Origin of the sequence: Streptomyces sannanensis (genome assembly GCF_039536205.1) — a bacterium.
GTDB classification, from domain to species: Bacteria; Actinomycetota; Actinomycetes; order Streptomycetales; family Streptomycetaceae; genus Streptomyces; species Streptomyces sannanensis.
Map to the genome: position 1 here is coordinate 391,442 of NZ_BAAAYL010000001.1, position 25,014 is coordinate 416,455.

Below are 25,014 nucleotides of genomic sequence, written 5' to 3' on the forward strand. Positions count from 1 at the left end.
GGCGGAGCGGGATGTCCTCCGCGGGCCGGGACCGGATCAGGGCCCGATGACCTTGAGCAGATCGTGCAGCTCCTCCCCCATGCAGTCCGCCAGCCGGTCCGCGTCGGGCACCGCCCTGCCGTCGGCGACCAGTCCTACGTGCACCCGGCCGCCGTACGTCGACAGGGCCACCGCGAGCGACTGTCCGCGGGCCAGCGGGGCCATGGGATAGATCTCGCGCAGCGGGCGGCCGCCGAACGACAGCGCGGAGCGCGGCAGGGGAACGCTGGTGACGAGGATGTCGAAGAGCATCCGGGCCGCGTTGCCGGCCAGGGGGGCGCCGAAGCGGTGGGCCAGGGAGGGGAGCTGGTCGGCCAGCACGGCCACGGCGCCGGCTCCGCGGGCCGGGCCGGCGCTCTTGTTGCGGTCCATCGCGGTACGGACGGCCTGCAGGCGCGCCTCGGGATCGTCCTCGGAGACGGGCAGGCCCAGCAGGTACGCGGAGAGCTTGTTTCCGGAGCCGGGCGGGCTGCCGGGGCGGCGGCGGGACACCGGGACGAGGGCGCGCGGGTCCGCGCCGGGGAGGCGGTCGCCGCGTTCGAGCATCCAGCGTCGCAGCGCACCCGCGGTCAGCGCGAGCAGGACGTCGTTGGCGGTGCCGCCCGAGGCGCGGCGGACACGCTGGACGTCCTCCAGGTCGAGCACGGCGGTGGCGAGGCGGCGGGTGCCGCTGGAGCTCGCGGCGAGGGCGGAGGAGGCGCCCAGTTCCAGTCTGCTGGCCCGCATGACGGAGGCACCGATGCCCAGCGCCCGGCCGAGTTCCTCCACCCGGCCCTTGGCCAGGTCCGCGACCTGGCCCGGGCCCGGCAGCCAGGACTTGGAGGCGACAGGGCGATGGCGACGGCTGCCGCCGGCCCGGCTGTCGGCCATCTGGTCGAGGATGCCCGCACCGATGGCGACGGCCCGCATCCCGTCCGCCAGCGCGTGGTGCAGCTTCACCAGGACGGCGAAGGGCTCCTCGGGGGCACCGGTCAGGACGTACATCTCCCAGGGTGGCCGTCCGCGTCGGAGCGGCCGTTCCATCAGCTCGCCGGCGAGGTCCACGGCGCGGCCCGCGAAGTTGCCGGCGCCGAGCCGGACATGGCGCACATGGCGCCGTACGTCGAATTCCTTGTGGGTGACCCAGGCGGCGCCACCGACCGGCAGCCAGACGTCCCGTACCCGCATCCTCAGCCGGGGGATGTCGGCGGCGCGGTCGGCCAGGAGGTCCAGGATCTGCTCTCCGCCGAGGTCCGGGGAGGGATCGAAGACGGCGAGCGCACCGAGATGCATGGGGTGTGCGTCGGATTCGAGGTGCCAGAACGCGAGGTCCAGGGGGGCCAGCAGTTCCGTGCTCAAGGGATCACCACTCTGTCGGACCATCAGAAGCGGGGGGTGGAGACCGAAGTCAAGCGCCATCGAATGGTTACGGTCAAGAGCTAACACGTCACGTATGGTTACTGTCACGTTTCGTTCATCCGATGACGTTCCGGGATGATGAACTCACACCACACGGATTTTCCGCTGCCCCGCGGATCCACACCCCATACACCATCCGGCCGGTCCACGAGCATCAGCCCGCGGCCCGAGACGCCCGACTCCCCCGCCTCGCGACGCCTGGGCAGCGCGCTGGAGCCGTCGTTGGCCTCGACCCGCAGCCGTACCCCGCCCTGACCGGTCGAACACCTCGAGGCCGGTCCGGTCCATGTGCAGCAGCCCGCTGTCGAGGTCCCAGTCGAAGCAGCCCATGCGATTGAGGACGAGGCTCAGATCCGGGTGTGCGGGCCGGCCCTCCTGGAGCGACAGGCTGCCGGATACCCGATCAGCCATGTGGCCACTTCTGTCATCATTCCCCCGATTTCACGGCCGGTGGGACTGCCGCACCGGCCGCCTCGAAACCGTCGTCCGGTCCAGGCGGCAGGCCACTGCCCGGATCCTCGGTCTCCGACAGGTCCGGACAGCCGGGCCAGAGGTCGGACGAGCCGGTCCCGCCGGGCGGACACTGCGTGATGTCCGGTGCGGTGCCGCCGTCGTCGGGCGCGAAGGGCTCGAGACCGTCCGGGGCGGGGCCGTCCGGACGGGGAGCCTCGGGGGTCGACGGTTCGGGCAGGCTGGTCCCCCGGCCGGCGCTCTCCGGCAGAGGGCTGTCGGGAGTGGCGCCACGTGGCTGCCGACTGTCGGGCAGTTGGGGCAGTTCGGGCAGCGAGGTGTCGGGCTGCGGGCTCGGCGAGCTCGGGCTGAGCGGTCCTGTGATGTCGTCGCCGGGGTCGTGCGGCGGCATGACCCGCGGAGTTCTGTCCCGCGCCCCCGTGTCACCGGTCTTCCGCTCGATCCAGGTGTTGGTCGCGATGTTCACGATGATCAGGGAATCGATCGTGTGTACCGCGGGAACGATGACGACCGCCCGCTCGGGCCGGTACCCGGCCCATCGCACACCCTTGTGCACCGCCCCGGCACGGGTGGCATCCGGCGGGCGCAGCGGATTGCCGCAGGTGCAGCGCAACCGCGGGGCGCCGTGGCTGTCGACGAGAACGGGCGTGCCCGCCTGGAGCAGGGACTGGAAGGTCTTCGCGGCTCCGTCGCGGTATCCGCTGCTGGTGAACCGTGTGTCGGCCCGCAGCAGGACGGGGGTGAGCCCGCGCAGGAAGGCCGGGATGCTGTGCCGGTCGACGCCGGCGGCCTTGGCGAACACCCCGGCCTTGACGGGGTCCGCGGTGAGCAGGCGCACCTGGCGTTCCACATCGCAGCTCGACCGCGAGCGGGTCCCGCCGTACAGCCCGGCCACCGACCCGGAGATGGTGCGCAGCTGCGTACTGATGCCCGTACGGTTGATGCCCTTGGCGGCGGGGCTCGCGGGCGTGGTCACCGTGGGTGTGGGTACAGGCGGCGCGGGCAGGGGCGCGACGGCTGTGGATTCGGTGAAGGGATCGGGGCCCTGCTCGGCGAGGGGCTGAAGAACGATCTCCTGCGGGCCCGAGGCGCGCTCGCCGCCGCCGCAGCCCGTCAGGCCCGCGGCCAGGATCCCGGCCGCCAGGACGGCGGCCGGGAAAGCCTGTCTTCGGAGGGGTGAGCGCACGAAGATCTCCCGCCTGTACGACCTGAATTGCTCCTTGCCGTCCGGACTGCTGCTTACTGTCTGCCGTATCCCGTACCACCCCGCAAGCCGGATTGACTCGCACGGGTGGTTCGCCCTGCCCGTGGGACGACGGCAGGGGGCAGCGGCAGGTCGAGGCGGAGCCGATACTGGACGTAGGGCGATACCGGCGTCCGAGGAGCGCCCACAGATGGAGTGGTTCGTCGCACCCGACTACTGGCTGAGCCGGCTGGTCTTCCAGCGGGGCCTCGCCGCGCTGTATCTGGTCGGTTTCCTCTCCGCGGCCCTCCAGTTCAAAGCGCTCATCGGCGAGCGTGGCATGCTCCCGGTCCCCGACTACGTCCGGTACGTGCCATGGCGGCGGGCGCCGAGCCTGTTCCAGGCGCACTACTCCGACCGGTTCTTCGCGCTCTGCTCGTGGACCGGCGTGACGCTCGCCCTGGCACTGATCGCGGGCGCGGACGGCCTTCTGCCGCTGTGGGGGGCGATGCTGCTGTGGGCGCTGCCCTGGGCGCTGTATCTGTCGATCGTCAACGTCGGCCAGACCTGGTACGCCTTCGGCTGGGAATCGCTGCTGCTCGAGGTGGGCTTCCTCGCGATCTTCCTCGGCAACGACCATACGGCCCCGCCGCTGCTGGTGCTGCTGCTGTTGCGCTGGGTACTGGTCCGTGTGGAGTTCGGCGCCGGACTGATCAAACTGCGCGGCGACGCATGCTGGCGCAAACTTACCTGTCTCTACTTCCACCACGAGACCCAGCCCATGCCGGGCCCGCTGAGCTGGTTCTTCCACCATCTGCCGAAGCCGCTGCACCGGGTGGAGGTGGCGTGCAACCATGTGGCGCAGCTTCTGCTGCCGATCCTGCTGTTCACCCCTCAGCCGATCGCGACCGGAGCGGCCCTGGCGATCGCCTTCACCCAGTTCTGGCTGGTGATCTCCGGCAATTTCGCCTGGCTGAACTGGGTGACGATCCTGCTGGCCCTGTCGGCGGTGGACGGCTCGCTGATCGCCTCACCGCCCGCGCTCCCGGCCGCGCCCGTCTGGTACGAGGCCGTGGTCGTCACCCTGACCGTGTTCGTGCTCTGGCGCAGCTACCAGCCCGTACGCAATCTGCTCTCGCGCAGCCAGGTGATGAACCGCTCCTTCGACCCGCTCCACCTGGTCAACACCTACGGTGCGTTCGGCACGGTGAGCCGGGTCCGTCAGGAGGTGGTGGTCGAGGGCACGGACGAGGAGGTGCCGCACCGGGACGGAAAATGGCGGGAATACGGCTTCAAGGGAAAGCCGGGTGATCCGCACCGGCTGCCGCGCCAGTACGCCCCGTACCATCTGCGGCTCGACTGGCTCATGTGGTTCGCGGCACTCTCCCCCGCCTACGCCCGCGCCTGGTTCGGGCAGTTCGTCGAGCGGCTGCTGGTGAACGACCGGGACACGCTGCGGCTGCTGGCCCACAATCCGTTCCCGGACAAGCCGCCCAGATACGTCCGGGCCCGGCTCTATCTCTACCGCTTCTCCACCTGGCAGGAACTGCGGTCGACCGGGGCGTGGTGGCACCGGACGCCGATCCGGGACTTCCTGCCACCCACCACTCTCGAGGAGGAGGAGTATGGCTGGACAGAACGCGGCAGGTGAGGCGCCGTTGCCCCGGCCGTCGGGCCGGGGGCAACGGGCGAAGTGTCCGGGTCAGTCGATACCGGGCAGAATATGCGGCTCCGCGAGGTCCTCCTCGTAGCCGGCCAGTCGGATCGGGGCCGATCTGGCCCAGACCTCGAGGTTGCCGAGCTTCTCCGGCTCGGCCGCCCGTTCGCAGGGTTCCGCCGGACCTTCTTCGCGCTTCGTCATTTCTGGTGTCACCGCGCACTCCTCTGTGTCGGGTAACTCCGGACGTACGACGCCACGGTCTCTGACCGGTCGCCGCCGCCGGTGGTTCATGGGCTTGGCCGTTCGGACGCGGTGGCGCCGGTGTTCGGGCGGGACCGCGGCCCTCGGTGCGGGCCTGCCCCTGGACATGCCAGAGGGTTGGTGAGCCCCTTGTCGGCCGTCCGTCCGCACCAGACTAACCAAATGAGCGGGGTCGCGCTCGATGGGGCCGGTTCCTTTGCGTCAACTTTCCTTCGCTCGCCGTTCAGAGCGGCGTTATCCGGCCATGATCTGCTGAATTGCGGCGATCACACCACGGGGAGGAGTACCGCATGAGACCGCGCAGCGTCGACGAACTGATGGACCTCCTGCACGCCTGCCGCGGCGCCTGGGACACTCCCGACCGCAGTGGCGACCCCGTCGACCTGCACGATCACGCCCTGCAGACGGCGCATCTGCTGCGCCGCTTGCACCCCAGCGACAAGGAACTCCAGGTCGCGGGACTCGTACACGACCTCGGGCATCTGCTGCGTCCGGGCGATGACGTGGGACACGCGGACCACGCCGCGGACGCCGTGCGACCACTGCTCGGCGAGCGGGTGGCCCGGCTCGTACAGCTGCATGTCCCGGCGAAGCGCTATCTGGCGGCCGTCGAGCCGGGACGGCTCCTCTCGCCCCGCAGCGCGGTGACGCTGGGGGCGCAGGGCGGGGAGATGTCCCGGGAGGAGGCAGCCGCGTTCGCCCGCGACCCGCTGGCGGAGGCTGCGGTGACGCTGCGGCAGGCCGACGACGCGGGAAAGGTCATCGGCCTGGACGCGGGCGTCATGGAGGACTGGCGGCCGGTCCTGGAGCTGGTGGGCGTACGCCGCATGGCCGCCCGCCGCTGACCTACCACTTCGCGGACACGTAGTCCTTGAGGAAGCAGCCGTACAGGTCCTCGCCCGCCTCACCGCGCACGATCGGGTCGTAGACCCGGGCCGCGCCGTCGACCAGGTCGAGCGGGGCATGGAAGCCGGCCTCGGCCAGCCGCACCTTGTCGGGGTGCGGGCGCTCGTCGGTGATCCAGCCGGTGTCCACGGCCGTCATCAGGATCGAGTCCCTCTCGAACATCTCCTCGGCGCTGGTGCGGGTGAGCATGTTCAGCGCGGCCTTGGCCATGTTCGTGTGCGGGTGACCGGCTCCCTTGTAACCGCGGCTGAAAACACCCTCCATGGCCGAAACATTCACCACGTACTTGCGGTGGGCCTTCGCCGCCGCCATCGCCGGGCGCAGCCGGCTGATCAGGATGAACGGTGCGGTGGAGTTGCACAGCTGGACTTCGAGCAGCTCGACCGGGTCCACCTCCTCGACCGTCTGGATCCAGGTGTTGGTGGCGTCCAGGTCCGGCACGAGTCCACCGGCGTCGATGGCGGTGCCCGCCTCGATCCTGGCGAGCGAGGCGGAGCCGCTGACAAGTGCGAGCTCTGTCACGTCCTGGGCGGTCAGCCCTTCGCCGTCCCGGGCGGCCGGCAGCGCGGCCACAGGGTCCACCGCGCCGCTGCCGAAGGCGCCGAACACCTCGGACGCGGGCAGCTCGCCGGCGGGCAGCGGGGCCGACTCGGCGGCGACGAGCTCGCTGTAGGCGCGCGGGGAGCGGCGTACCGTCTGCGCGGCGTTGTTGATCAGAATGTCCAGCGGCCCCTCGGCGGCCACCGAGTCGGCAAGCGCGACGACCTGCGCCGGGTCACGCAGGTCTATGCCGACGATCTTGAGGCGGTGGATCCACTCGTCGCTGTCCGGCATCGCCTTGAAGCGGCGGATGGCGTCCTTGGGGAAGCGAGTCGTGACCGTGGTGTGCGCACCGTCACGCAGCAGCCGCAGCGCGATGTACATGCCGATCTTGGCCCGGCCGCCGGTCAGCAGCGCACGTCGGCCCGTCAGGTCCGTACGGGCGTCGCGGCGGTCCCTGTTGAAGGCCGCGCAGTCCTGGCACAGCTGGTGGTAGAAGACGTCGACCTCGACGTACCGGGTCTTGCAGGTGTAGCAGGACCGGGGTCGCTGAAGTATGCCCGCGATCTCGCCCTTCGCCGAGGAGGAGGGCAGCAGCCCCTGCGTCTCGTCGTCGATCCGGTCGGCCGAGCCGGTGGCAGTGGCCTCGGTGACGGCCTTGTCGTGGGCGGTCTTGGCGGCGCGGCGCTCCTGGCGGCGGCGCTGCTTCACCGTGCGGTAGATGCCCGCGGTGGCGCGCCGGACCGTGATCGCGTCCGGGTGGTCGATCTCCAGCTGGTCCAGCTCGTCCAGCACGCTCAGGCAGACAGCCAGCCGTTCGGGGTCGATGCCGGGACCGTACTCCTGGCTTTCCTGTGTCACCGTCATCGCCGCTGCTTTTCCTCGTGTCCCTCGTACGCCGGCGTTCCCCGTGTCGAACGCGCCCCGACAAGTTTGCCATGAGCCGCACAGGCCCCCGGTCCGGGCGGCGGGCCGGCCACTGCCCGGCCGGTGCGCGTCCGCCCCCCGTTCGGCCGACCCGGGCTGGTGGACCCGGGCCTGCCGCCGGATGCTCGGAAACGTGCGGAAGACAGCCGCCGGACCGGCGCCGGTATGGGCCTGGAGCGTCCTGGGAATCACGGTGGCCTCGATGGTGGCCGCCTACTTCCTGCTGCCGCTGAACTGGTTCGGGCCGCAGCGGCCGGTGCTCAGCTGGACCGTCCTCATCCTGGCCCTCACGCTGATCGCCGTACTGCTGCTGGTTCAGATCTGGTATGTCGTGACGGACCGCGAGGGCACCCATCCGGGAATCGTGATCCTCCTGTTGGTGTGCCTGTCGGTGCTCGTCTTCTCCGCCGGGTACTACGGCCTGGCCAAAGAGCCGGGTCAGTTCTCGGGGCTGCACACCCGGCTCGACGCGCTGTACTTCACCGTGGTGACACTCGCGACGGTGGGGTACGGAGACATCACCGCCCAGGGCCAGACCGCTCGGGTGCTGGTCATCCTGCAGATCGTCTACAACTTCGTCTTCCTGACCGCCGCGGCGACCTCGCTCAGCCGGAAGGTGCGCAGCCGGCTCGACAAGCGGCTGAGGCGTACCGGCCCGCGGTGACCGCGCTTCGCGCGTCACGCATCCGTCTCGGCGTCGATCTGCCGGGGGGCGACAGCGGCGAGGAGGACGGCGTGGTCCGACAGTATCCCGTCCGCGTGGAGCATGGCGAAATCGGCGACGGCGCGGGCGAAGACATCGGCGCCGCCCGGCCATGGCGGATCGACACCGGCTCCGGTTCCCGGGTGGTGGCCTGGCGCCGCTGCACATCCAGCGGGTCGGGCCGGTCGACAGCCGCGATCCACTGGCCGTGCGAGGAACGGGACAGCCGCTTGCGTACGGCCCGACAGTGCCGGATCCGTTCGGCCGGGCCGGCCATCGCATGGTCATTGCTGTTCGGATCAGCGCTGTTCATGTCAGCCCGGGAGGTCATCGTCTTCTCCCTGTCCGGTTCGACCGTACGATTTGAACCTCCTGCCCGGGCTCCGCTGCCGCCGCCATTTGCGGAGCCGTTCGGGTGAGGGATCAGCTCTTGCGCGACGGCGCGGACCGGCCCGGAGCGGCGAAGACGCAGTCTCCGCAGAGCCCTCCGCCGGGGACGCGGTAGTAGAGGCAGCAGCCGGCGCGGCGGAAGGCCGTGCCGTTCAGGGTGCCGTCCGAGAGATCGGGGTGTGCGAAGAGGCCGGCGCCCAGCTCACGGGCCCTGCGGGCCGCCTCCGGACGGCCGTGGACGCGGGCCCAGCGGTCGAGTTCGCGGACGGCTCCGGCGAGGGCGGATCCGGCGTCGCCCCACAGCAGCCGGGGTGAGACACGGCATTCGCGGCGCATCGCCTGGGCGAGCGGGGCGAGATGGGCGTACTGCACCGCCTCCCGGATCCCCTCCACGGTGGCCTCGCCGGCCGCGGGACCCTCCGTCCACAGATCGTCCGGCGCGGCCGCGGCGGGATCCCAGCGCAGCACTGCGGGCGCGAGACCGGGCAGTATCCCGTGCAGCGCGGCAGGGGCCAGCGCGACCGACCAGAGCCGGGAGGCGAGCCCCTGGTAGGCGAGGGAGGCGGCGACCCTGCGCTCGTCCGTGCGCAGCCGGGCGGCGACCGTGTCGATGCGTGCGCGGAGCGCCGCCGAGCGTCCCGTGTACACCTCGGCGAGCGGGACATGGGAGCCGCCGCCCGGCGGGTCCGTCCGCAGGGCGAAGAAACCGCCCGGTGCCGCTGCCGGCTCTGCCCTGTCGTCCACGATCCCCCTCGTCACCCACGCGTGGTGTCCTGCCCGAAGTGCGGCGAGTCCGCACCACGCACACCGTAACGATGACACGGTGACGCCCCGCCCCCGCCGACGGGCGCCGCGGTGGCGGGGGCATGCTTCGACCCCGAGACCGAAGGGGGAGACCTGTCACCCGTTCCGGGGGTGGCGGAGGCCCGGAACAAGACTTCCGGCGTAGGGGCGTACTCCATCGGCAGTACGACCCATTGCCTGCTCAAGAACGACGACGTGACGGGTCGGACAGGACATCGTGGACCCATGAGTGCCCTCGCGCTGTCCGTGCTGTTGTCCCTGGTCTCCGCGGTCGCCTACGCCGCCGCGGCGATCGTCCAGGAGCGCGTGGCCGCGGCCGCCCCCGATCGCCCGTACGCGCCGATGCGGCACGCCGGGTGGTGGGGCGCCGTGCTGCTCAACGGACTCGGCGCGGTGCTCCATGTCGTCGCCCTGGCGTACGGGCCACTGAGCCTGGTCCAGCCGCTGGGCGCGCTGACCATCGTCTTCGCCCTGCCGATGGCCGCCCTTCTGGTCCGGCGCCGCGCCGGTACCACCGCGTGGCGTGGTGCGGTCATGGCCACGGCCGGTCTGGCCGGGCTGCTGGCGCTGACCGGCGGCGCGGACAGGGATTCGTTGAGCGGCCCGGCGCGCACCATCCTTGCCGCGGTGACCTTCACGGGCGTGGCCGCGCTGTTCCTGACCGCGCGTCGGGTGCGCGAACGAGCAGTCAGGGGTGTGGTGCTGGCTGCCGGCGCGGGGGTCGCCTTCGGCATGGCTTCGGTGTTCACCAAGACGGTGGCGGCGGACTGGTCCTGGAGCGCCTCCTTGCGCGGGCTGCCGACGCTGTTGGTGATCGCCGCTCTCGCGGCCTCCGGGCTGCTGCTCTCCCAGGCGTCCTACCGGGGTGCGGGACTCGCGGCCCCGCTGGCGACGGTGACGGTGGTCAATCCGGTGGCCGCCGCCGCCGTCGGGATCACGCTCTTCGGGGAGCACTTCCGGTACGGCGTGGCGGGTAGGGTGCTGGCGCTCGGCTGCGGCGCGGTCGCCGCGGGCGGGCTGATTCTGCTGACGACGGAACGTCCGGGCACCACCGCGCCGGCGCGTCCGGAGCCGCTGCCGCTGTCCGGCGTTCCGGAGCAGCGGACCGGGGCGGCCGACGCACTTCAGGTGTCCGGCTGCGCCGCGCAGCCCGGTCAGAACGTGACGCCGCCCGCCCTGAGGTAGCCCAGCGGATCGATGTCCGTGCCGTATTCGGTTCCGGTCCGCACCTCGAAGTGGAGGTGCGGACCGGTGCTGTTGCCGGTGGAACCCGAGCGGGCGATCCGCTGACCGCTGTTGACCTTCTGGCCTTCGCGCACGCTGTATGCGGAAAGGTGGGCGTACTGGCTGTATCTGCCATCGGTGTGCCGGATGACGACCTGGTACCCGTACGCCCCGGCCCAGCCGGCCGAGACGACCGTGCCCGCGGCGACAGCCTTGACGGAGGTGCCCGTGGCGACCGGGAAGTCGACACCCGTGTGGTAGCCGCTGGCCCAGGCCGAACCGGCCCTGCGGTAGGGGGTGCTGGGCGTCGCGTCGACGGGCGCCGAGAGCGCGGAGGCCGCCCTGACCTCGGTGTTGTGCCGTACCTGCTTCGTCGTGGGCTTCGGCTTCGGCTGGGCCTGGGGCTCGGCCCGGGCGGGGCGCGGGCGGGCAGACGCGTCGAGCCGGAGCCGCTGGCCGGGAACGATCAGATCGGGATCGTCGCCGATGACCGCGCGGTTCGCGGCGTACAGCCGCTGCCACCCGCCCCGTACCCGACGGCTTTCGGCGATACGGGAGAGAGTGTCGCCGCCGACGACGGTGTAGCTCTCGCGCGGGCCGGGGACCGTCGTCGCGGCCCCGGCGTTCTTCGGCTCGGGCGTACTGCCCGGGGTGTTACCGGGTGCGTCGCCGCCCCGGGTGAGGCCCGCGCGGACCGAGCAGGTGGGCCAGGCGCCCGGGCCCTGCCCGTCCAGGACCTTCTCCGCGACGGCGATCTGCTGGCCCTTGGTCGCCAGATCGGCGCGGGGTGCGTAGGCCCTACCCCCGTAGGCCTCCCAGGTGGACTGGCTGAACTGGAGTCCGCCGTAATAGCCGTTGCCGGTATTGGTGTTCCAGTCGTTCGTCGACTCGCAGGCCGCGACCTTGTCCCAGACGTCCACCGGCGCCGCGTCCGCGGACCCCGGGGCGATCAGCGGCAGGGCCATGCCCGCACCGCCCGCGGTGACGGCGAGTGACGCCCGGTTGATACGGCTCGGCTGGTACCGGCGGTGGCGCCCGCGGTCGGCCATGGGTCCCCCTTGAACGTCAGGACCCGCCAAGCTAGTTGGTGCCTACGGGCCATGACAAGAGGGCTCCGGGCCGCGGCGTCACTCCTCGAACGGCCCCGGCTGGGGCTCCGGCTCGGGCGGCGGCTCCGGGGGCGGCGGCGTGGGGATCGGTTCGGGTTCCGGCCCGGGCGGCGGAGGCGGGGGCGGAACGGGTCCGGGCCCGGGACCGGGCCCCGGCAGCGGCGGAGTGGGCGGAATGGGCGGGCGGGTCATGGTCCGAGCTTGTGGCCCCGCGCAGGTACGCGCACATTCGTCGCGCCCATTCGGGCGCGACGGATCAGTGCTCCGGCCTGAGCGCCGCCACGGCGGCGCTCAGGCCCGGGCGCGGGCTGGAGAGCACCGGAACAGCGGTACGGGTGCGGTGGGCGGCGTCCGCCATCGACGCCTGCGCCAGGACGACGGCATCCGCCCCGGCGATCACGTCGACGGCGGCGGCCACGGCGTCGACATAGCCGTCGCGGTCACCGCTCTCGAAGCGTGCCCAAGCCCCTTCGACGCACAGGCTCCGCAACTCGACCGTACGGCCGAGGCGTTCGGCCTCCTCGGTGATCAGCGCGGCCGTCGGCCCCAGAGTGCTCTCCACCGCGGCGACGACCGCGATCCGTACCGCGAGGCGGTCCGGTGCGACGGCCACGGCGGCCGCCGCCATCGGACGGTCGACCCGCAGCACGGGAACCCCCAGCGCCGCGCCGCTCGCCTCCGCCACCGCGCCGATCGTCGAGCAGGTGCACAGCACCGCGGTCGCGCCCTCGGCCACGGCCTCACCGAGCAGCACACGCAGCTCTGCGGCCACCGCCTCCGGGCCGGCCTCACGGGCCCGGTCGAGCAGTCCCTCGTGCACCAGATGACGCAGCGCGAGTCCCGGATGATCACGGTCTCGCAGCGCGTCGAAGACGGGCACATGGACCGGCGAGGTGTGCAGCAGCGCGAGCATGCGGTGCCCCCTACGGCACCAGGGCGCGGGCGTGCGGGCTGCGCTCGGTGTCGGTGCCCGGGACCGGCTGCGAGGGGTCGGCGCCGAGCTCGACGATCCGGTTGTCCGCGTCGACGTGGACGACCTTCGGCTCGAGTGTGCGGGCCTCGGCGTCGTCGACCTGGGCATAGCTGATCAGGATCACCAGATCGCCGGGGTGGATCAGGTGGGCCGCGGCACCGTTGATACCGATCACTCCGGAGCCGCGCTCGCCCTCGATGACGTACGTCTCCAGCCGGGCACCGTTGTCGATGTCGACGATGTGGACGAGTTCGCCGGGCAGCAGGTCGGCGGCCTCCATCAGCTCCGCGTCGATGGTGACGGAGCCCACGTAGTGGAGGTCGGCCTCCGTCACGGTGGCACGATGGATCTTCGACTTGAACAGAGTACGCAGCACTGAGCGCTCCTAGAATTCGGCTCCCTGCCCGCTTTCTGCAGGTCAAGGGCGTCCTTCACTGTACATCGGCATGCCTTCCACTCGAAGACCGTCTAGAACATCGTGCGCCGTGGCGAGCGGGGCTTCTCACCTGCGCTATCTGCACGAAGCAGGCTGCCACGAAGCCGTCAACCGGGAGCATGGACGGAAGACTGCCCCGGTCCAATGCTGATTGGATGCCGACTTACCTGATGAGTCATCAGGTAGATCGAGAGGTCCAGCGCAAGTTGCGAACTGGGGCCAGCACATCCTGGCAGTGCTCCAAGACGGCCCGGCCAGCTGACCCATGCTCTTCGAGGAGACACCGCACCCAGGTCAGTGGCGCTGGATCAGACGCATGTTCCAGCGCCGGGCCATGGCGAGTGCCGCTGACTCCGGGCGCAGTGAGACGAGAGCCCGCGTGGCGATCATGGACCGCCGCTTGGCCTCGCGTCCCGCATGGGCCACTTCCGCCAGTGCCGCGGTCGCGAAGGCGTCATCCAGATCGCCCTGTACCGCCGCGCCAGTGTCCCGGTCGGGAGCGCTGTATGGGTATTCGGGGTAGTCGCTGTCGTGGACTCGAGGCGCCCGGCTCTCGATGACCGCCGCCGCTTCGTCCCACAGCGCCAACCCCAAATCGAGTGAGCGGAAGGTGATGATCGGATCGATCTGCGCGGCTCTGCTTAGGGCGTCGAGGGACATTCCCCCGCCGAAGTTCAGCCAACCGCCTTGCCTGCGCGTCCGCACCAGGTCAGTGCGTACGCTTTGGCGGCCAGACCGTCCTGGCCGTGCCGTTCGAGTCCTTCCGCGAGCTGGCGCAGGAGGAGTGGGCCGTCACGGAAGTCGAACGGTCCAGCGATGGCCCTCAGGACTTGTAGAGCTTCGTCGGCACGTCCTTCGTCGGCGAGGCTGAGCAGCCGGTAGCCAACGAGGGTTTGTCATGCGGTCGAGGGCCTGCTGTGGTGTACCGGTTCCGTAAGGCTGCTGGCGCCATTCCGGTGCCGGTGATCATCCGATGAGGGTGCGCAGGACCGGAACGCTGCCGCCGGCGCTGGACACACCCGCGATGGCAGCCGCCGCGACCGGGGCCCCGGTGAAGACCGTCAGACAGCCGATGACCATGCCAATGACGACGGCTGCCAGGAGGACGACGGCGGTGTGGAGGGACAGGAAGGTGTCAGGTGGAGTGGACATGCCTCGACTCTGGCCCTCTTCACCGCTCTGACCTGCAGGGATCGAACGGATCCGGCGAACGCCGATCACTCACGCAACTCCTCCATACGTGGTGGATGTTCGGCCGAACACCCACCACACGACCGCGTCCCGCACGGGTTGTACGAGACTGTTCCGTCAAGTTCGGTGCTGTTCGGTCCGAAGGCCCCTATGCTGCCGACGACTTGGGACAACGTGGGGGACGAAGCCCATGGCAGAGCATGCCGAGGCCACCGACCGGGCGGGCACGTACGAGGAGGCGCTCCGGGATCAGGCTGCTCACCTGAGCCGCCTGCGGGTGGAGCGGGGCAATCCGTCGCTGCGTGCCATCGAGGCCCGCGCGCGAAAGCTGTTCGCCCAGGAGCAAGCATCGTTGCCGATCGCCACACAAAGCGCGGCGCTCGGCGGCAAGTACGTGAGCGTGGACAAGGTGATGCTGCTCGTTCGCACGCTGCTGTCCTGGGACGAGTACGGCCAGGAGTGCCCACCGCCCGACCGTAGATCGCCCGTGCTGGAGCCGTGGCGTGCCCGGTGGGTCGCCGTCGCGTCAGCACGGCCGACTCGACGACTGGCTCATCCCGTGCGGCAGGAGCCGGTGAGCGGTCCGCCGGAGACCTCGCTCACGGCAGCGTCCTCGTCCCGCTACGCCCTCGCCTACGCGCCACTGGTGCACACGGGCCCGGTCGTGTCGGCGGCGTTCTCCCCGGACGGGCGGCTACTCGCCACGGGGAGCGCGGACAACACCGTACGGCTGTGGGACTCCTCTTCCGGGGCTCCGGCCGGGGAGGCCCTCGCCGGCCATACCGAGGGGGTGGCGTCGGTGGCGTTCTCGCCCGACGGACGGCTGCTGGCCACCGCGAGCGCCGATCACACGGTGCGCCTGTGGGACACCGTATCCAGGGCGCCGGTCGGCGACCCCCTCGGTGCCCACACCGACGAGGTCTGGTCGGTGGCGTTCTCCCCGGACGGACGGCTCCTGGCTACCGCGAGCGCGGACGAGACCGTACGGCTGTGGGACACCACCACGCGCACACCGGTGAGCGATGCCCTCACCGGCCACGGCGATCCGGTCTGGTCGGCGGTGTTCTCCCCCGATGGCTGCCTGCTCGCCACGGCGAGCCGCGACAAGACCGTGCGCCTGTGGGACCCGGCCACCGGCACCCTCGTCGGCAGACCCCTCATCGGTCATACCGACGACGTCGAGTCGGTGGCGTTCTCCCCCGACGGGCACCTGCTGGCGACTGCCTCTTCGGACGGAACGGTGCGGCTGTGGAACATGATCACTGGCGCCGCGGCCCTCGCCCCGCTCACCGGTCACACCGGCCCGGTCTTCTCGGTGGCGTTCTCCCCGGACGGCCGACTGCTGGCCACCGCCAGCCGGGACAGGACCGTGCGGCTGTGGGAGCCCGCGACCGGGGTGCCGATCGGTGAACCGCTCGACGGGCACACCGATCAGGTCTGGTCGGTCGCCTTCTCCCCTGACGGGGGCCTGCTCGCCACCGCCGGTCACGACAACACGGTGCGCGTCCACCGGCATGGTGAGCCTCGCACTCCGGCACCCGTCGCCGTGGCCACCTCGGCCCTACGGGCGGTCGAACACGCCCTCTCGCAGGGTCACCCTGTGCCCCTGCCCGCCCTGCACGCCGGTTGCGGAGGCCCGGTCTTCTCGGTGGCGTTCTCCCCGGACGGCCGTCTGCTCGCCTCCGCGGGCGCCGACGAGACCGTGCGGTTGTGGGACCCGGTCACCCGCGCCCCGGCCGGCGATCCCCTCACCGGGCACACCGGCCAGGTCCGGTCGGTGGTGTTCTCCCCCGACGGGCGCCTCCTCGCCACCGCCAGCGACGACGAAACCGTCCGCCTGTGGGACCCGGCCACCCGCCTCCCCATCGGCAACCCTCTTACTGTTCGGGACGGCTCCTGCCTGTCGGTGGCGATGTCCCCCGACGGGCGCACCCTCGCCTGCGCGAGTAACGACCTCCAGCTGTGGGACACGACGACGGGCGCCCCCCTCGGCGAACCCCTGTCCGGCCACACCGACACCATCGAATCCGTGGCGTTCTCGCCCGACGGGCGCCTCCTCGCCACCGCCAGCGACGACGAAACCGTCCGCCTGTGGGACCCGGCCACCCGCCTCCCCATCGGCAACCCGCTGACCGGCCACGCGGGCAGCGTCGAATGCGTGGCGTTCTCCCCCGACGGACGGCTGCTGGCCACCGCGGGCCACGACGGGACGGTCCGTCTGTGGGATGCCGTGACCGGTGCCCCCGCCCGTGAATCCCTCACCGGCCACACCGGTCCAGTCCTCTCGGTGGCGTTCTCACCCGACGGATATCTGCTGGCCGCCGCGAGTGGCGACGGCACCGTACGGCTGTGGAACACGCTCACCCGACACCTCGTCGGTGAACCCCTGGCCGGCCACACCGACCGGATCCGGTCCGTCGCGTTCTCCCCCGACGGCCACTTCATCGCCTCGGCCGGAAGCGACGAGATCGTGCGCCTGTGGGCAGGCCGTTTTCGACTGCCAGTGGTTCATCCGTCCGGTTGAGGCTCACCCCCGGTTCAGGAGCGTCTTAGCCTTGATCCACCGAGCAATAGCCGGTTCAGGGCTTGGACATGTAGACGCGGGTGCCCTCTGAGCTGGGATGATGGGACTTCCTACGGTTCCACATCCACAGAGCAAGAGAACACCCGCGAGATGCAATCTTCCCATGCCGCGTCGGCGGTGTCCGCCGCGTTCGACGACACGAATCTGGTCGCGTATGCCGGGCTGGTCCCGGTGATGCGGCTGGCCGAGCGGTGCGGGCTTGCCCGTCTGGCGGCGGAGAAGGTGAAGCTGACCGGGGCGAAGAACAGCGCGGGTGCCGCAGCGGACGCCAAGGTCACCAGCATCGTGGCCGGCATGGTCGCAGGCGCGGACAGCATCGACGACCTGGACGTCCTGCGGCACGGTGCGATGCCGACCCTGTTTGGCGGCATCCGTGCCCCGTCCACGCTCGGCACGTTCCTGCGCGCGTTCACCCACGGTCACGCACTCCAGCTCCACGCTGTGCACCGCAGATTCCTGGCCGCACTGGCCACGCACACCCCATTGCTGCCCGGTTCCGGCGAGAAGGCGTTCATCGATGTCGACTCCACCCACAAGCGGGTCTACGGACGCGCCAAACAGGGCGCCGAGTACGGCCGGTTCAAGGGCGTCCGCACCCTGCACCCCCTGCTCGCCACGATCTGCACCCCCCGCTCCCGCCCGGTGATCGCCGGGGTCCGGATGCGCCGCGGCAAGTCCGCCGACTCCCGCGGCGCCCCGAAGTTCGTCAGTGAAGCCCTGGCCACCGCCGCCGAGGCCGGCTGCACCGGCATGCGCATCCTGCGCGCGGACTCGCAGTTCTACAACGCCGGTGTGATCGCCGCCTGCCGCCGGGCCGGATCCCACTTCTCGATCACCACCGGCATGAACCCCTCCATCAAACGGGCCGTCCACAGCATCCCCGACCAGGCATGGCAGCAGATCACCTATCCCACCGCCGTGCCCGACCCCGAAACCGGCGAGCTCATCTCGGACGCCGAAGTCGCCGAGATACCCGCCTACACCGCGTTCGCCAGCCGCAAGAAGGCGGAGCAGGTCACGGCCCGGCTGATCGTGCGCCGGGTCCGTGACCTGGCCAAGCCCGTCGTCGTGGGTGAGCAGGGCGAACTGTTCCCGGTCTGGCGCTACCACCCGTTCTTCACCGACAACCCCGCCCAGACCCTGCAAGCCGAGCGGGAACACCGCCACCATGCCGTTGTCGAACAAGTCATCGCGGACAGCAAGGCCTCAGCCCTGGCCCACCTGCCCTCCGGACACTTCAACGCCAACGCGGCCTGGCTCACCCTGTGGGCCGTGACCTACAACCTGCTGCGGGCCACCGGCGCACTGACCTCCGCCTTCCACGCCAAGGCCACCACCGCCACCCTCTGCGCCCACCTGGTCCACGTTCCCGCCAGGATCGCCCGCTCAGCGCGACGCATCACCCTGCACCTGCCCCACAACTGGCCCTGGCAGCACGCCTGGACACACCTCTTCGACACCGTCCACGGACCAGCCGGCTGACACGAACCGCCCCTGCCCACCCCGCCCGCCAGGGCCCAACCGGAACCGAACACGTGGAAACGCTGGGCAGACCAGCAGCTACACGCTGCCCAAGCCCAACGACCATCCCGAAACGGGCTCAGGATCAGTCAGAAGACCACTTTCAGACCACGTCGGTGGATCAAGGCTTAGTACTGCAACCGCACTCGCGCTATCGCCGCAGGTCAAGCGCGGTACACCGCCCGCCCGCATGTGACGAGCCATCAGCCACTTGGAGCGTTGACCTGCCGGTTCGCGGTTCGACCGAATGCGGGAACCGGAATCCTCCACTGACGCATCGCCAGTGGAAGAACTCCGCTGCACCCGCCCTGACCTGCGGTGACGCAATGAGTGCGGTTGCAGTATTAGTGCGGTACGGGGCGCGAGTAGACGGTCAACGTCCTCCTCACTGCTGTGTGGGAGCAAGTTCCGAACCGCTCACGGATCGGCTCGGCAATTCCCTAGTCGTACCCCACAAGACGCGTTCCTTCGTCATAGGTGTCTTCTCCCGGACGATCGCCGGCTGGCCCGCCGCCGCCAGCAAGCGAGCCCCTTTCTGGCTCCCGTCGTCAGCGACATGAAGGGGGCCCCACGCTGACCGCTGGAGCCCGGTGGAAGAACGTCAGACCAGGAGGAAACGCTATCGATCGCAGACTCGTCACGCAGACGGTTCCGCGAACGGCAGCGCAGAGATCACCCGCCTGCCACTGTCGTTGTGACCTGCGGCTCAGGGGTTCGGGCCGACTCTCAGGTCGGAGGGACGCAGACCGCACCGCGGCCGACAGCAAGGTCGCCTCGCCCTCCACTCGCACCAACATCCCCGGTGCCTTCGCCGCCGGCGATGTCGTCGATCACACCTACCGCCAGGCCATCACGGCCGCTGGCAGTGGCTGCCAGGCCGTACTCGACGCAGAGCGGTACCTCGCCGCGCTTGCCGACGGGAGGGCCGAGACAGCGTTGACCGTCGCGCCGTCCTGACGGACTCGGGCTACCGGGGCGACCTCGCTCGTGCATCAAGCCGCCCCGGTCATGCCCGGGCCGTGAACATCAACAACGTCGTGGCGGACGACGTCTACCGAGTGCGGACTTCGCGTATTCCGCGACCGTCTGCTGACCAAGTTCCCGGCGGGCCTCGGCAACGGACGGCGCCGTCTTCTTTTCTCCGCGCCCGCCGACACCGTGCGAACCCTGCCAGGTACCGACCGCGCACAGTCCGGGACCTGTGGGTGTGCGCCGTGGACTTCCAGGTTCTCGATACGGGCATCCGCCGTCAGGCCTGACCGGCGCCTCACGCGCGCGCAAGACGTGCTGCCACATCCGCGACCACTTCGACCTCCCGGGCCACGAGGTAGAAGTGATCCCCGGGGAACGGGCACAGCTCGAAGGAGCCCGGGGCAGCGAGGCCGGACCAGGCGAGGACCCCGTCGAGCACGCAACTCGGATCGTCCTGGCCGACGTACGCGGTGATCGGCGCCTTGACCGGAGCCGGATTCGGGGGGTGGTAGCCCTCGAGCAGCCGGTAGTCCGAACGGAGGGCGGGCAGCAGCAGGTCACGCAACTCCGGGATGTCGTAGGCCTCCGAGTGCAGGTCTCCGAGGTGCCGGACATGGGTGATCAGGGTCTCGTCGTCGGCGTCGTGCAGCGCAACGTGTTCGGCCCACTGGGGGGCTTCGTGTGCGGAGACCAGCAGGTGCTCGGGGACGATGCCGCGGGCCTCCAGCCGCAGGGCCACCTCGTAGGCGACGCAGGCGCCCATGCTGTGCCCGAAAAGCGCGAGCGGCCGGTCGAGCCAGGGCCGCAGTGCGTCCTCGATCGTGTCGGCCAGGGTGGCCATGTCCTCGATGCAGGCTTCCGCGAGCCGGTCCTGGCGGCCGGGGTACCGCACGGCGAGCACCTCGACGTCCGCCGGCAGCAGCGCGGGCCAACCGTGGAACAGCTGTGCCGTGCCGCCGGCGTGCGGGAAACACACCAGTCGGAGCCTGGGGTCCGCCGCACGCCGGTGGACACGGAACCACTTCTTCGCGTCGGTCGCCGTCATCGCTGACGGATCCCGCGCAGGCGCAGGGAGTCGAGCTTGGAGAGAAGGGCGGGAAGCTGCTCCACCGCCCTCATGGACACGTTTGCAGTCTGCACGGTGTGGCGCAGGCGATCGGTCACGACGAGTTTGTAGGCACCGCCTACCTGGATGAGTTCCGCGGAATACAGGGGGGTTCCGGTCGCAGACATCTGACCTGTCTCCATCAGGGTGTCGTCTTTGTGTCGCCTTCTTCGGCCGTTCCTTCCACGCCTCCGTCTGCTTCTTTTCGACGGTATCGGTGAACAGGTGATGCCCGCTTGCCTGAGCGAAATGGTGAACGCGTCGGCATGCACCGGTGTTCAAACCTGGCGGTCGCATTCGCGAGGCCGGGCCGACGAGCCGCCGCTGTGCCCGCCGAAGACTCCATGGGGCACAGTGATGTGTTTCACGGACGGGCATACTCTGGCCGGGACTTGGAAGCCTCGACCGGTTACGCAGACGAAGGTGTGGCGCGGAGGAAAGTCGGCCGGCGGACTCAGCGCGCCTTGGCGGCGACCGAACCGGCAGCGCTACGGGCCTTGCCGACGGACTTGCCCTGACCGCCGGTCTGTCCCTCGTGGGCCTCTACGGCCGCGGGCGCCGACCTGGCGGCCGCTCCGGCCCGGCCCGCGGTGCCGTCCTCCGGGGCGTCGACGCCGTGCCCGGCTCCTTGTGTCGTCTGGGCTGCACGCACTTCAGCGGTCGCCTCGGCAGCGAGATCCTGGATTCCCTCGCCGGCTTCGTGGACGGCCCGCTTGACTTCGATTCCCAGGCCCACCGACGCTTTGACGAGTCCTCGCACCAAGGGCTTGCCCACCCTCTTCACCAGGGATGCGGTGATCAGACCGATCAGGAAAGGAGGTACTACAGGCGGCATGGCACAACATCCTTCTCTTCTGTCGAGGAGATGATGATTGAAAACACAACGGTGAAGTGAACGGGAGAAAATTCGACGAGATGGACGCACTCCGCATCAGCGGATCCGCACCCTCCATCACAGAGAGTATCCGAGGCCGAGCAAGCGGCTACGAATTCCCCGTGGCCTTCACTCATTCAAGTAGAGCGGCCTTCCCCAGGAAGCCTGTTCGAGCCGTTCAACAGCCGGAACCCGCGGTCAGCCGTCTTCTTCGGGTGGCCCCTCTCATCGCTGCTGACGGCCGGACGCCCCGTGCAGTTCTCTCTCCACCCGTCGGTGCAGGGCGGGAAACGGCAGCGTGCCGCCGGCCAGCACGGTCTCGTGAAAGGCGCGCACGTCGAACGCGGCGCCGGCGCCGCGTTCGCACGCTGCCCGCAATGCCGTGAACTCCGCATGACCCGCCCGGTATGTCAGCGCCTGCCCCGGCAGATCGGTCGCGTAGCGCAACAACTCGGTCGTGATCTGTCCTTCGGACTCGGCTGCCGCGTGGGCGCGCATGAAGGTGCGCGCCTCCTCCAGTGTCATCGTCCCGAGGTTGAGGCCGGTGTCGACGACGAGGCGCTGCGCGGTGAACCGTTCATGGGCCAGTCGTCCGTACGCGTCCCACGGGTCGTCGTACAGCCCCATCTCCCAGGCGAGCCCTGCCGCGTACTCCGCCCATCCCTCCTCGAACCCGCTGAAGGCCGCCAGCTCGCGTCGCAGGTCGGGCAGCGCAGTGTTCTCGGCCTGGCGTGCGAGGTGGAAGTGATGTCCGGGCGACAGCTCGTGGTAGATGAGCGCGGCTGCGCCGAGCAGTGACCGATGTGCCAGGTCCGAGGCGTTGTAGCGGTAGCGTCCCACCGGTTGTGTGGCGGTCGGCGGTTCGTAGTAGCCGAACGTCATCGACCCCTCCAGCGCCGGGTCAAGGCGGGCCACACCGTAGGGGGCGCGGGGCAGGACCGCGAACCAGCGCGGCAGCAGTGGCGTGAGGCGGTCGAGGTGTCCGCGGTAGCGGGCTTCGACCTCCTCCGGGGTGGCGGCGTACAGGCGCGGCTCGGTCGCGAGCCGTTCGTGGAACTCCGCCTCCGTCCCCGCGAAACCGAGCGTGTCGCGCATCTCCCGCATCCGCTCGCCGAGTTCACGGCAGTGCTCCCAGCCGAGTTCGTGGAGGCGTTCGGGTGGTGTGTCGCCGGACGTGTACGTCCTGACGAAGGCCCGGTATGCCGCCTCGCCTTCCGGGTAGCGGGCCCAGCCGACGGCCTGCGGCGCCCGCCGGAGGTAGTACGGGTCGCCCACGAGGGCGACGAGGCGGTCGAACGCCGGCTCCAGTTCGGTGGCCACGAGCCGCTCCACCGTGTCGCGCAGGTGACCCCGGCTCGCCGCGCCGAGCCGGGTGAGCCGCCCGGCGTCCGCCCGGACGTACCGTGCCGCCGACTCCCGCAGACGGGTGAGTGTGGTGTGGACGCCGGTCAGGGCCGGAGCATGGATGCGAAAGCCCCGCGCCGCCTGCCCGGCGACCTTGTCGCCGATCGTCGCGACACAGCGGGCCAGGTCCCGTACGAGGGTCACGTACCGGTCCGCGTCGGCTCGGTGCTCGAAGCGGAACGGGCGGAAGACGCTGTCACCGTACTGCTGGAGGCGGAAGAGCTGGTACGGCGTGGCGGTGGGGGTGAGCCAGTGGAAACGTCCCGCCTTCGCTTCCTGTTCGGCCAGCGCCCGAAGGAAGCCCGCCGTGTCGGCGGCGGGACCGGACAGTTCCGCCGGTCGCAGCGCACCCAGCCGGCTCAGCACCCCTGCCGCGAACCCGGCCCGCTCGTCGGCCTCCGCGGCGGACACCCCCGGCAGCGACTCGACCGGCAGCCCGCGGCGCGTGCGCAGCGATGGCTCGCGTGCGAGCAGGAAGTCCCAGTACGAGGTCGCGAGTCGGTCGATCTCGCGCGCCGTCGAGTCGTCCGGGGAGCCCCCTGGATTGATGACCATGTCGCCAGTGTGCGCCCTGAGGTGACGCTGCGTCAGCAACGAGGCCGTGGACCGCGCGTCGGGCGGTCTCACTCGGACGGGGGAAATTGTCCGGCGCGTTCGCGTCCGGCCCGGGAAAGCCCGGCCGACGCCGTCGATCGCGGTGGCACGATAAGCGCCATGCACCGCCGAACCGTGTCGTCTCCCAGGGCTCGGTCGGTCGTGGCGGCGGCCGCCGCCGTCGTGTCAGCCGTGCTGGCAGGTTGCGGCGGCGACGTGTCGTCGACGCGCACTCCTGTGTTCGTGGGCGGCACCGTCACGATCGCCACCGCCTCGGAGACCCCGAGCTTCAATCCGTACTCGCAGTTCGGTCTTTCACTGGCTCCTTATGCCTACGACTCACTGGTCGATGTGGCGCGGGACGGGCGTGTGGTGTCCGGTCTGGCCGAGAGATGGCAGGCCGGGGCCACTTCGGCGAGTTTCACCCTGCGCAAGGGGGTGACCTGCTCCGACGGCACGGCCCTGACGGCGTCCGGGGTGGCCCGGTCGCTGCGGTATGCCGGCGATCCCCGCAACCGGCTCGTCGGTGCCCGGGCCGCCCTGCCCGGTGTGCCGTTCACGGTGTCGGCCGACGACGCGGAGCGGACGGTGTCGTTGCGGACGGCATCGCCGTACAGCTTCATCGTGCGGACGATCGGTCTGCTGCCCGTCGTCTGCCCCGCCGGACTGGCGGATCCCGGCGCGCTGGACAGGAGATCGCAGGGCACCGGCCCGTACGTGCTGAGCGGCTACGCCTCGGGGGGTCCGTACCTCTTCACACGGCGCAAGGGTTACGCGTGGGGGCCGCGCGGAGCGGGCAACGCAGCTCCGGGGCAGCCGGAGCGGATTGTGGTGACGGTGGTTCCGCAGGAGTCCACCGTGGCGAATCTGCTGCTCACGGGCGGAGTGAACATCGCCATGGTGACCGGTCCGGACCGCGCGCGGCTGACCGGCCACGGTCTGGCGACCGCCCAGGTGCCGACCGTGGTGGGGCTGACCTTCTTCAACGAGCGATCCGACCGGCCCTTGAACGATCCGGTGCTGCGCCGGGCGCTGGTGGGGGCCCTGGACCGCAAGGGCCTCGCCAATGTGGCGATCGGCGGAGACGGTACGCCCGCGCGCGATCTCACCGCCCCGAACTCCCTCTGCTACTCCGACGTGGCCGCGGGGAACCTGCCCTCGCACAGCGCCGTGCGGGCCCTGCGTGCCGCGGGCTGGACGAAGAACGCGCGGGGCAGGCTGGTCAAGCAGGGCCGACCGCTGCGTCTGCGGCTGCTCAGCAGCGCCGACTTCGGCTCCACCCTTCCGTCGGTCGCCGAACTGATGGCCGTGACGTGGCAGGCGCTGGGCGTGGACGTCGACCTCGTCGGCGAGAGCCGCAACGCGGTGGTCCAGGCCATGTACGGAAGCGGCGACTTCGACGTCGTGGTCGGCAGCTCGCCGGGGCCGCAGCTGCCCGCGCAGCTCGTCCCGTACTTCTCCGGCCCGCCGTCGTCAGGAGGACTGAACTTCGCGCATGTCACCAACCCCGCCTACGACCGATTCGTCGCCCGAGCCTTGCGTTCGCCGGGCTCGGCCAGCTGCGGGGACTGGAACAGGGCCGCCGCGGCGCTTCTCCGCTCGGCCGACGTGCTGCCCGTCGCCGACGGCACGAGCACGATGTACGGCTACCGGACGACCTTCGCCGTCGCGCCCGGCGGCCGGATCGTACCGACCAGCATCCGCCTGCACCGATAGCCGTGGCGGACGCGCCGCACGGCCGCCCG

General features: G+C 70.6%; 22 protein-coding genes and 2 pseudogenes. 9 read left to right on the forward strand and 15 right to left on the reverse strand.

Annotated features, from left to right (window positions below; all coding sequences use genetic code 11):
• Positions 1 to 36: 36 nt before the first annotated feature.
• The 3 genes and pseudogenes from ABD858_RS01865 to ABD858_RS01875 all read right to left on the reverse strand — a co-directional run bounded on the left by ABD858_RS01865 (position 37) and on the right by ABD858_RS01875 (position 3,094).
• On the reverse strand, positions 37 to 1,377 hold the full coding sequence (locus ABD858_RS01865; protein WP_345034047.1) for a wax ester/triacylglycerol synthase family O-acyltransferase: 1,341 nt from the start codon (positions 1,375 to 1,377) through the stop codon (positions 37 to 39).
• 104 nt (positions 1,378 to 1,481) lie between these two features.
• A pseudogene (locus ABD858_RS01870) lies at positions 1,482 to 1,679 on the reverse strand (ATP-binding protein); the annotation flags it as partial.
• A 185-nt stretch (positions 1,680 to 1,864) separates the two neighbouring features.
• Positions 1,865 to 3,094 carry a DUF6777 domain-containing protein gene (locus ABD858_RS01875; RefSeq protein WP_345034049.1) on the reverse strand — a complete coding sequence of 410 codons (1,230 nt, stop codon included), beginning with the start codon at positions 3,092 to 3,094 and terminating at the stop codon, positions 1,865 to 1,867.
• A gap of 208 nt (positions 3,095 to 3,302) precedes the next feature.
• Here ABD858_RS01875 and ABD858_RS01880 point away from each other — a divergent pair, with 208 nt between their 5' ends.
• Complete coding sequence (locus tag ABD858_RS01880) at positions 3,303 to 4,742, forward strand: lipase maturation factor family protein (RefSeq protein WP_345034050.1); 1,440 nt, start codon at positions 3,303 to 3,305, stop codon at positions 4,740 to 4,742.
• A gap of 51 nt (positions 4,743 to 4,793) precedes the next feature.
• On the opposite strand, the gene ABD858_RS01885 is transcribed toward ABD858_RS01880, so the two are convergent.
• Positions 4,794 to 4,952, reverse strand: coding sequence for a hypothetical protein (locus ABD858_RS01885; protein WP_345045074.1), 159 nt, complete (start codon positions 4,950 to 4,952; stop codon positions 4,794 to 4,796).
• 350 nt (positions 4,953 to 5,302) lie between these two features.
• On the opposite strand from ABD858_RS01885, the gene ABD858_RS01890 reads away from it, so the two are divergent.
• The gene (locus tag ABD858_RS01890) at positions 5,303 to 5,857 is read left to right on the forward strand and encodes an HD domain-containing protein (protein ID WP_345034051.1); all 555 of its coding nucleotides are present in this window, start codon (positions 5,303 to 5,305) and stop codon (positions 5,855 to 5,857) included.
• A gap of 1 nt (position 5,858) precedes the next feature.
• Here the strand turns inward: ABD858_RS01890 and ABD858_RS01895 are convergent, their stop codons facing one another.
• Positions 5,859 to 7,325, reverse strand: a complete 1,467-nt coding sequence (locus ABD858_RS01895; RefSeq protein WP_345034053.1) for an SDR family NAD(P)-dependent oxidoreductase — start codon at positions 7,323 to 7,325, stop codon at positions 5,859 to 5,861.
• Between the two features lie 193 nt (positions 7,326 to 7,518).
• Here ABD858_RS01895 and ABD858_RS01900 point away from each other — a divergent pair, with 193 nt between their 5' ends.
• Together ABD858_RS01900 and ABD858_RS01905 are read left to right on the forward strand one after the other, a co-directional pair.
• Positions 7,519 to 8,049 (forward strand): potassium channel family protein, encoded by a 531-nt coding sequence (locus ABD858_RS01900; protein WP_345034054.1) that lies wholly within the window; start codon positions 7,519 to 7,521, stop codon positions 8,047 to 8,049.
• Positions 8,046 to 8,507 carry a hypothetical protein gene (locus ABD858_RS01905; protein WP_345034055.1) on the forward strand — a complete coding sequence of 154 codons (462 nt, stop codon included), beginning with the start codon at positions 8,046 to 8,048 and terminating at the stop codon, positions 8,505 to 8,507. The genes ABD858_RS01900 and ABD858_RS01905 overlap by 4 nt, the downstream gene beginning before the upstream one ends.
• 4 nt (positions 8,508 to 8,511) lie before the next feature.
• On the opposite strand, the gene ABD858_RS01910 is transcribed toward ABD858_RS01905, so the two are convergent.
• Entirely contained in the window at positions 8,512 to 9,222 is a 711-nt protein-coding gene (locus ABD858_RS01910; protein ID WP_345034056.1) for a (2Fe-2S)-binding protein, read from the reverse strand.
• A 285-nt stretch (positions 9,223 to 9,507) separates the two neighbouring features.
• Between ABD858_RS01910 and ABD858_RS01915 the strand changes: the two genes are divergently transcribed.
• Entirely contained in the window at positions 9,508 to 10,467 is a 960-nt protein-coding gene (locus ABD858_RS01915) for a DMT family transporter (protein ID WP_345034058.1), read from the forward strand.
• Here ABD858_RS01915 and ABD858_RS01920 read toward each other — a convergent pair.
• The 5 genes from ABD858_RS01920 to ABD858_RS01940 form a co-directional block, all read right to left on the reverse strand.
• On the reverse strand, positions 10,437 to 11,555 hold the full coding sequence (locus ABD858_RS01920) for a transglycosylase family protein (RefSeq protein WP_345034060.1): 1,119 nt from the start codon (positions 11,553 to 11,555) through the stop codon (positions 10,437 to 10,439). The two genes, ABD858_RS01915 and ABD858_RS01920, sit on opposite strands and share 31 nt — an antisense overlap.
• A 316-nt stretch (positions 11,556 to 11,871) precedes the next feature.
• A complete protein-coding gene (locus tag ABD858_RS01925) occupies positions 11,872 to 12,528 on the reverse strand; it encodes an aspartate/glutamate racemase family protein (protein WP_345034062.1) in 657 nt (218 codons plus the stop codon).
• A 10-nt stretch (positions 12,529 to 12,538) separates the two neighbouring features.
• Positions 12,539 to 12,964 (reverse strand): aspartate 1-decarboxylase, encoded by a 426-nt coding sequence (panD, locus tag ABD858_RS01930; protein ID WP_345034065.1) that lies wholly within the window; start codon positions 12,962 to 12,964, stop codon positions 12,539 to 12,541.
• A gap of 354 nt (positions 12,965 to 13,318) precedes the next feature.
• Positions 13,319 to 13,729 carry a hypothetical protein gene (locus tag ABD858_RS01935; RefSeq protein WP_345034067.1) on the reverse strand — a complete coding sequence of 137 codons (411 nt, stop codon included), beginning with the start codon at positions 13,727 to 13,729 and terminating at the stop codon, positions 13,319 to 13,321.
• Between the two features lie 261 nt (positions 13,730 to 13,990).
• Entirely contained in the window at positions 13,991 to 14,176 is a 186-nt protein-coding gene (locus ABD858_RS01940) for a hypothetical protein (RefSeq protein WP_345034068.1), read from the reverse strand.
• Between the two features lie 229 nt (positions 14,177 to 14,405).
• On the opposite strand from ABD858_RS01940, the gene ABD858_RS01945 reads away from it, so the two are divergent.
• The 3 genes and pseudogenes from ABD858_RS01945 to ABD858_RS01955 form a co-directional block, all read left to right on the forward strand.
• Positions 14,406 to 16,739: a WD40 repeat domain-containing protein gene (locus tag ABD858_RS01945; protein ID WP_345034070.1), complete on the forward strand. Its 2,334-nt coding sequence runs from the start codon at positions 14,406 to 14,408 to the stop codon at positions 16,737 to 16,739.
• Between the two features lie 150 nt (positions 16,740 to 16,889).
• On the forward strand, positions 16,890 to 18,281 hold the full coding sequence (locus tag ABD858_RS01950; RefSeq protein WP_345034073.1) for an IS1380 family transposase: 1,392 nt from the start codon (positions 16,890 to 16,892) through the stop codon (positions 18,279 to 18,281).
• Between the two features lie 804 nt (positions 18,282 to 19,085).
• Positions 19,086 to 19,277 (forward strand): annotated as a pseudogene (locus ABD858_RS01955) (thioredoxin-disulfide reductase); the annotation flags it as partial.
• Between the two features lie 310 nt (positions 19,278 to 19,587).
• Here the strand turns inward: ABD858_RS01955 and ABD858_RS01960 are convergent.
• From ABD858_RS01960 to ABD858_RS01975, 4 genes are all read right to left on the reverse strand, one after another.
• Entirely contained in the window at positions 19,588 to 20,337 is a 750-nt protein-coding gene (locus ABD858_RS01960) for a thioesterase II family protein (protein WP_345034076.1), read from the reverse strand.
• On the reverse strand, positions 20,334 to 20,525 hold the full coding sequence (locus tag ABD858_RS01965; RefSeq protein WP_345034078.1) for a hypothetical protein: 192 nt from the start codon (positions 20,523 to 20,525) through the stop codon (positions 20,334 to 20,336). Before ABD858_RS01965 ends, ABD858_RS01960 begins: the two co-directional genes overlap by 4 nt.
• A gap of 326 nt (positions 20,526 to 20,851) precedes the next feature.
• On the reverse strand, positions 20,852 to 21,232 hold the full coding sequence (locus ABD858_RS01970) for a DUF5132 domain-containing protein (RefSeq protein WP_345034081.1): 381 nt from the start codon (positions 21,230 to 21,232) through the stop codon (positions 20,852 to 20,854).
• 264 nt (positions 21,233 to 21,496) lie between these two features.
• Positions 21,497 to 23,230 (reverse strand): DUF885 domain-containing protein, encoded by a 1,734-nt coding sequence (locus tag ABD858_RS01975; protein ID WP_345034083.1) that lies wholly within the window; start codon positions 23,228 to 23,230, stop codon positions 21,497 to 21,499.
• A gap of 159 nt (positions 23,231 to 23,389) precedes the next feature.
• Between ABD858_RS01975 and ABD858_RS01980 the strand changes: the two genes are divergently transcribed.
• Positions 23,390 to 24,985 carry an ABC transporter substrate-binding protein gene (locus tag ABD858_RS01980; protein WP_345034086.1) on the forward strand — a complete coding sequence of 532 codons (1,596 nt, stop codon included), beginning with the start codon at positions 23,390 to 23,392 and terminating at the stop codon, positions 24,983 to 24,985.
• The last annotated feature ends 29 nt before the right edge of the window (positions 24,986 to 25,014 follow it).

Excerpts from the sequence above, each read along its gene's own strand:
- ABD858_RS01880 (WP_345034050.1), top strand. The coding sequence starts at position 3,303 with ATGGAGTGGTTCGTCGCACCCGACTACTGGCTGAGCCGGCTGGTCTTC.
- ABD858_RS01885 (WP_345045074.1), bottom strand. The coding sequence starts at position 4,952 with ATGACGAAGCGCGAAGAAGGTCCGGCGGAACCCTGCGAACGGGCGGCC.
- ABD858_RS01890 (WP_345034051.1), top strand. The coding sequence starts at position 5,303 with ATGAGACCGCGCAGCGTCGACGAACTGATGGACCTCCTGCACGCCTGC.
- ABD858_RS01895 (WP_345034053.1), bottom strand. The coding sequence starts at position 7,325 with ATGACGGTGACACAGGAAAGCCAGGAGTACGGTCCCGGCATCGACCCC.
- ABD858_RS01915 (WP_345034058.1), top strand. The coding sequence starts at position 9,508 with ATGAGTGCCCTCGCGCTGTCCGTGCTGTTGTCCCTGGTCTCCGCGGTC.
- ABD858_RS01920 (WP_345034060.1), bottom strand. The coding sequence starts at position 11,555 with ATGGCCGACCGCGGGCGCCACCGCCGGTACCAGCCGAGCCGTATCAAC.
- ABD858_RS01925 (WP_345034062.1), bottom strand. The coding sequence starts at position 12,528 with ATGCTCGCGCTGCTGCACACCTCGCCGGTCCATGTGCCCGTCTTCGAC.
- ABD858_RS01940 (WP_345034068.1), bottom strand. The coding sequence starts at position 14,176 with ATGTCCACTCCACCTGACACCTTCCTGTCCCTCCACACCGCCGTCGTC.
- ABD858_RS01945 (WP_345034070.1), top strand. The coding sequence starts at position 14,406 with ATGGCAGAGCATGCCGAGGCCACCGACCGGGCGGGCACGTACGAGGAG.
- ABD858_RS01950 (WP_345034073.1), top strand. The coding sequence starts at position 16,890 with ATGCAATCTTCCCATGCCGCGTCGGCGGTGTCCGCCGCGTTCGACGAC.
- ABD858_RS01960 (WP_345034076.1), bottom strand. The coding sequence starts at position 20,337 with ATGACGGCGACCGACGCGAAGAAGTGGTTCCGTGTCCACCGGCGTGCG.
- ABD858_RS01965 (WP_345034078.1), bottom strand. The coding sequence starts at position 20,525 with ATGTCTGCGACCGGAACCCCCCTGTATTCCGCGGAACTCATCCAGGTA.
- ABD858_RS01970 (WP_345034081.1), bottom strand. The coding sequence starts at position 21,232 with ATGCCGCCTGTAGTACCTCCTTTCCTGATCGGTCTGATCACCGCATCC.
- ABD858_RS01975 (WP_345034083.1), bottom strand. The coding sequence starts at position 23,230 with ATGGTCATCAATCCAGGGGGCTCCCCGGACGACTCGACGGCGCGCGAG.
- ABD858_RS01980 (WP_345034086.1), top strand. The coding sequence starts at position 23,390 with ATGCACCGCCGAACCGTGTCGTCTCCCAGGGCTCGGTCGGTCGTGGCG.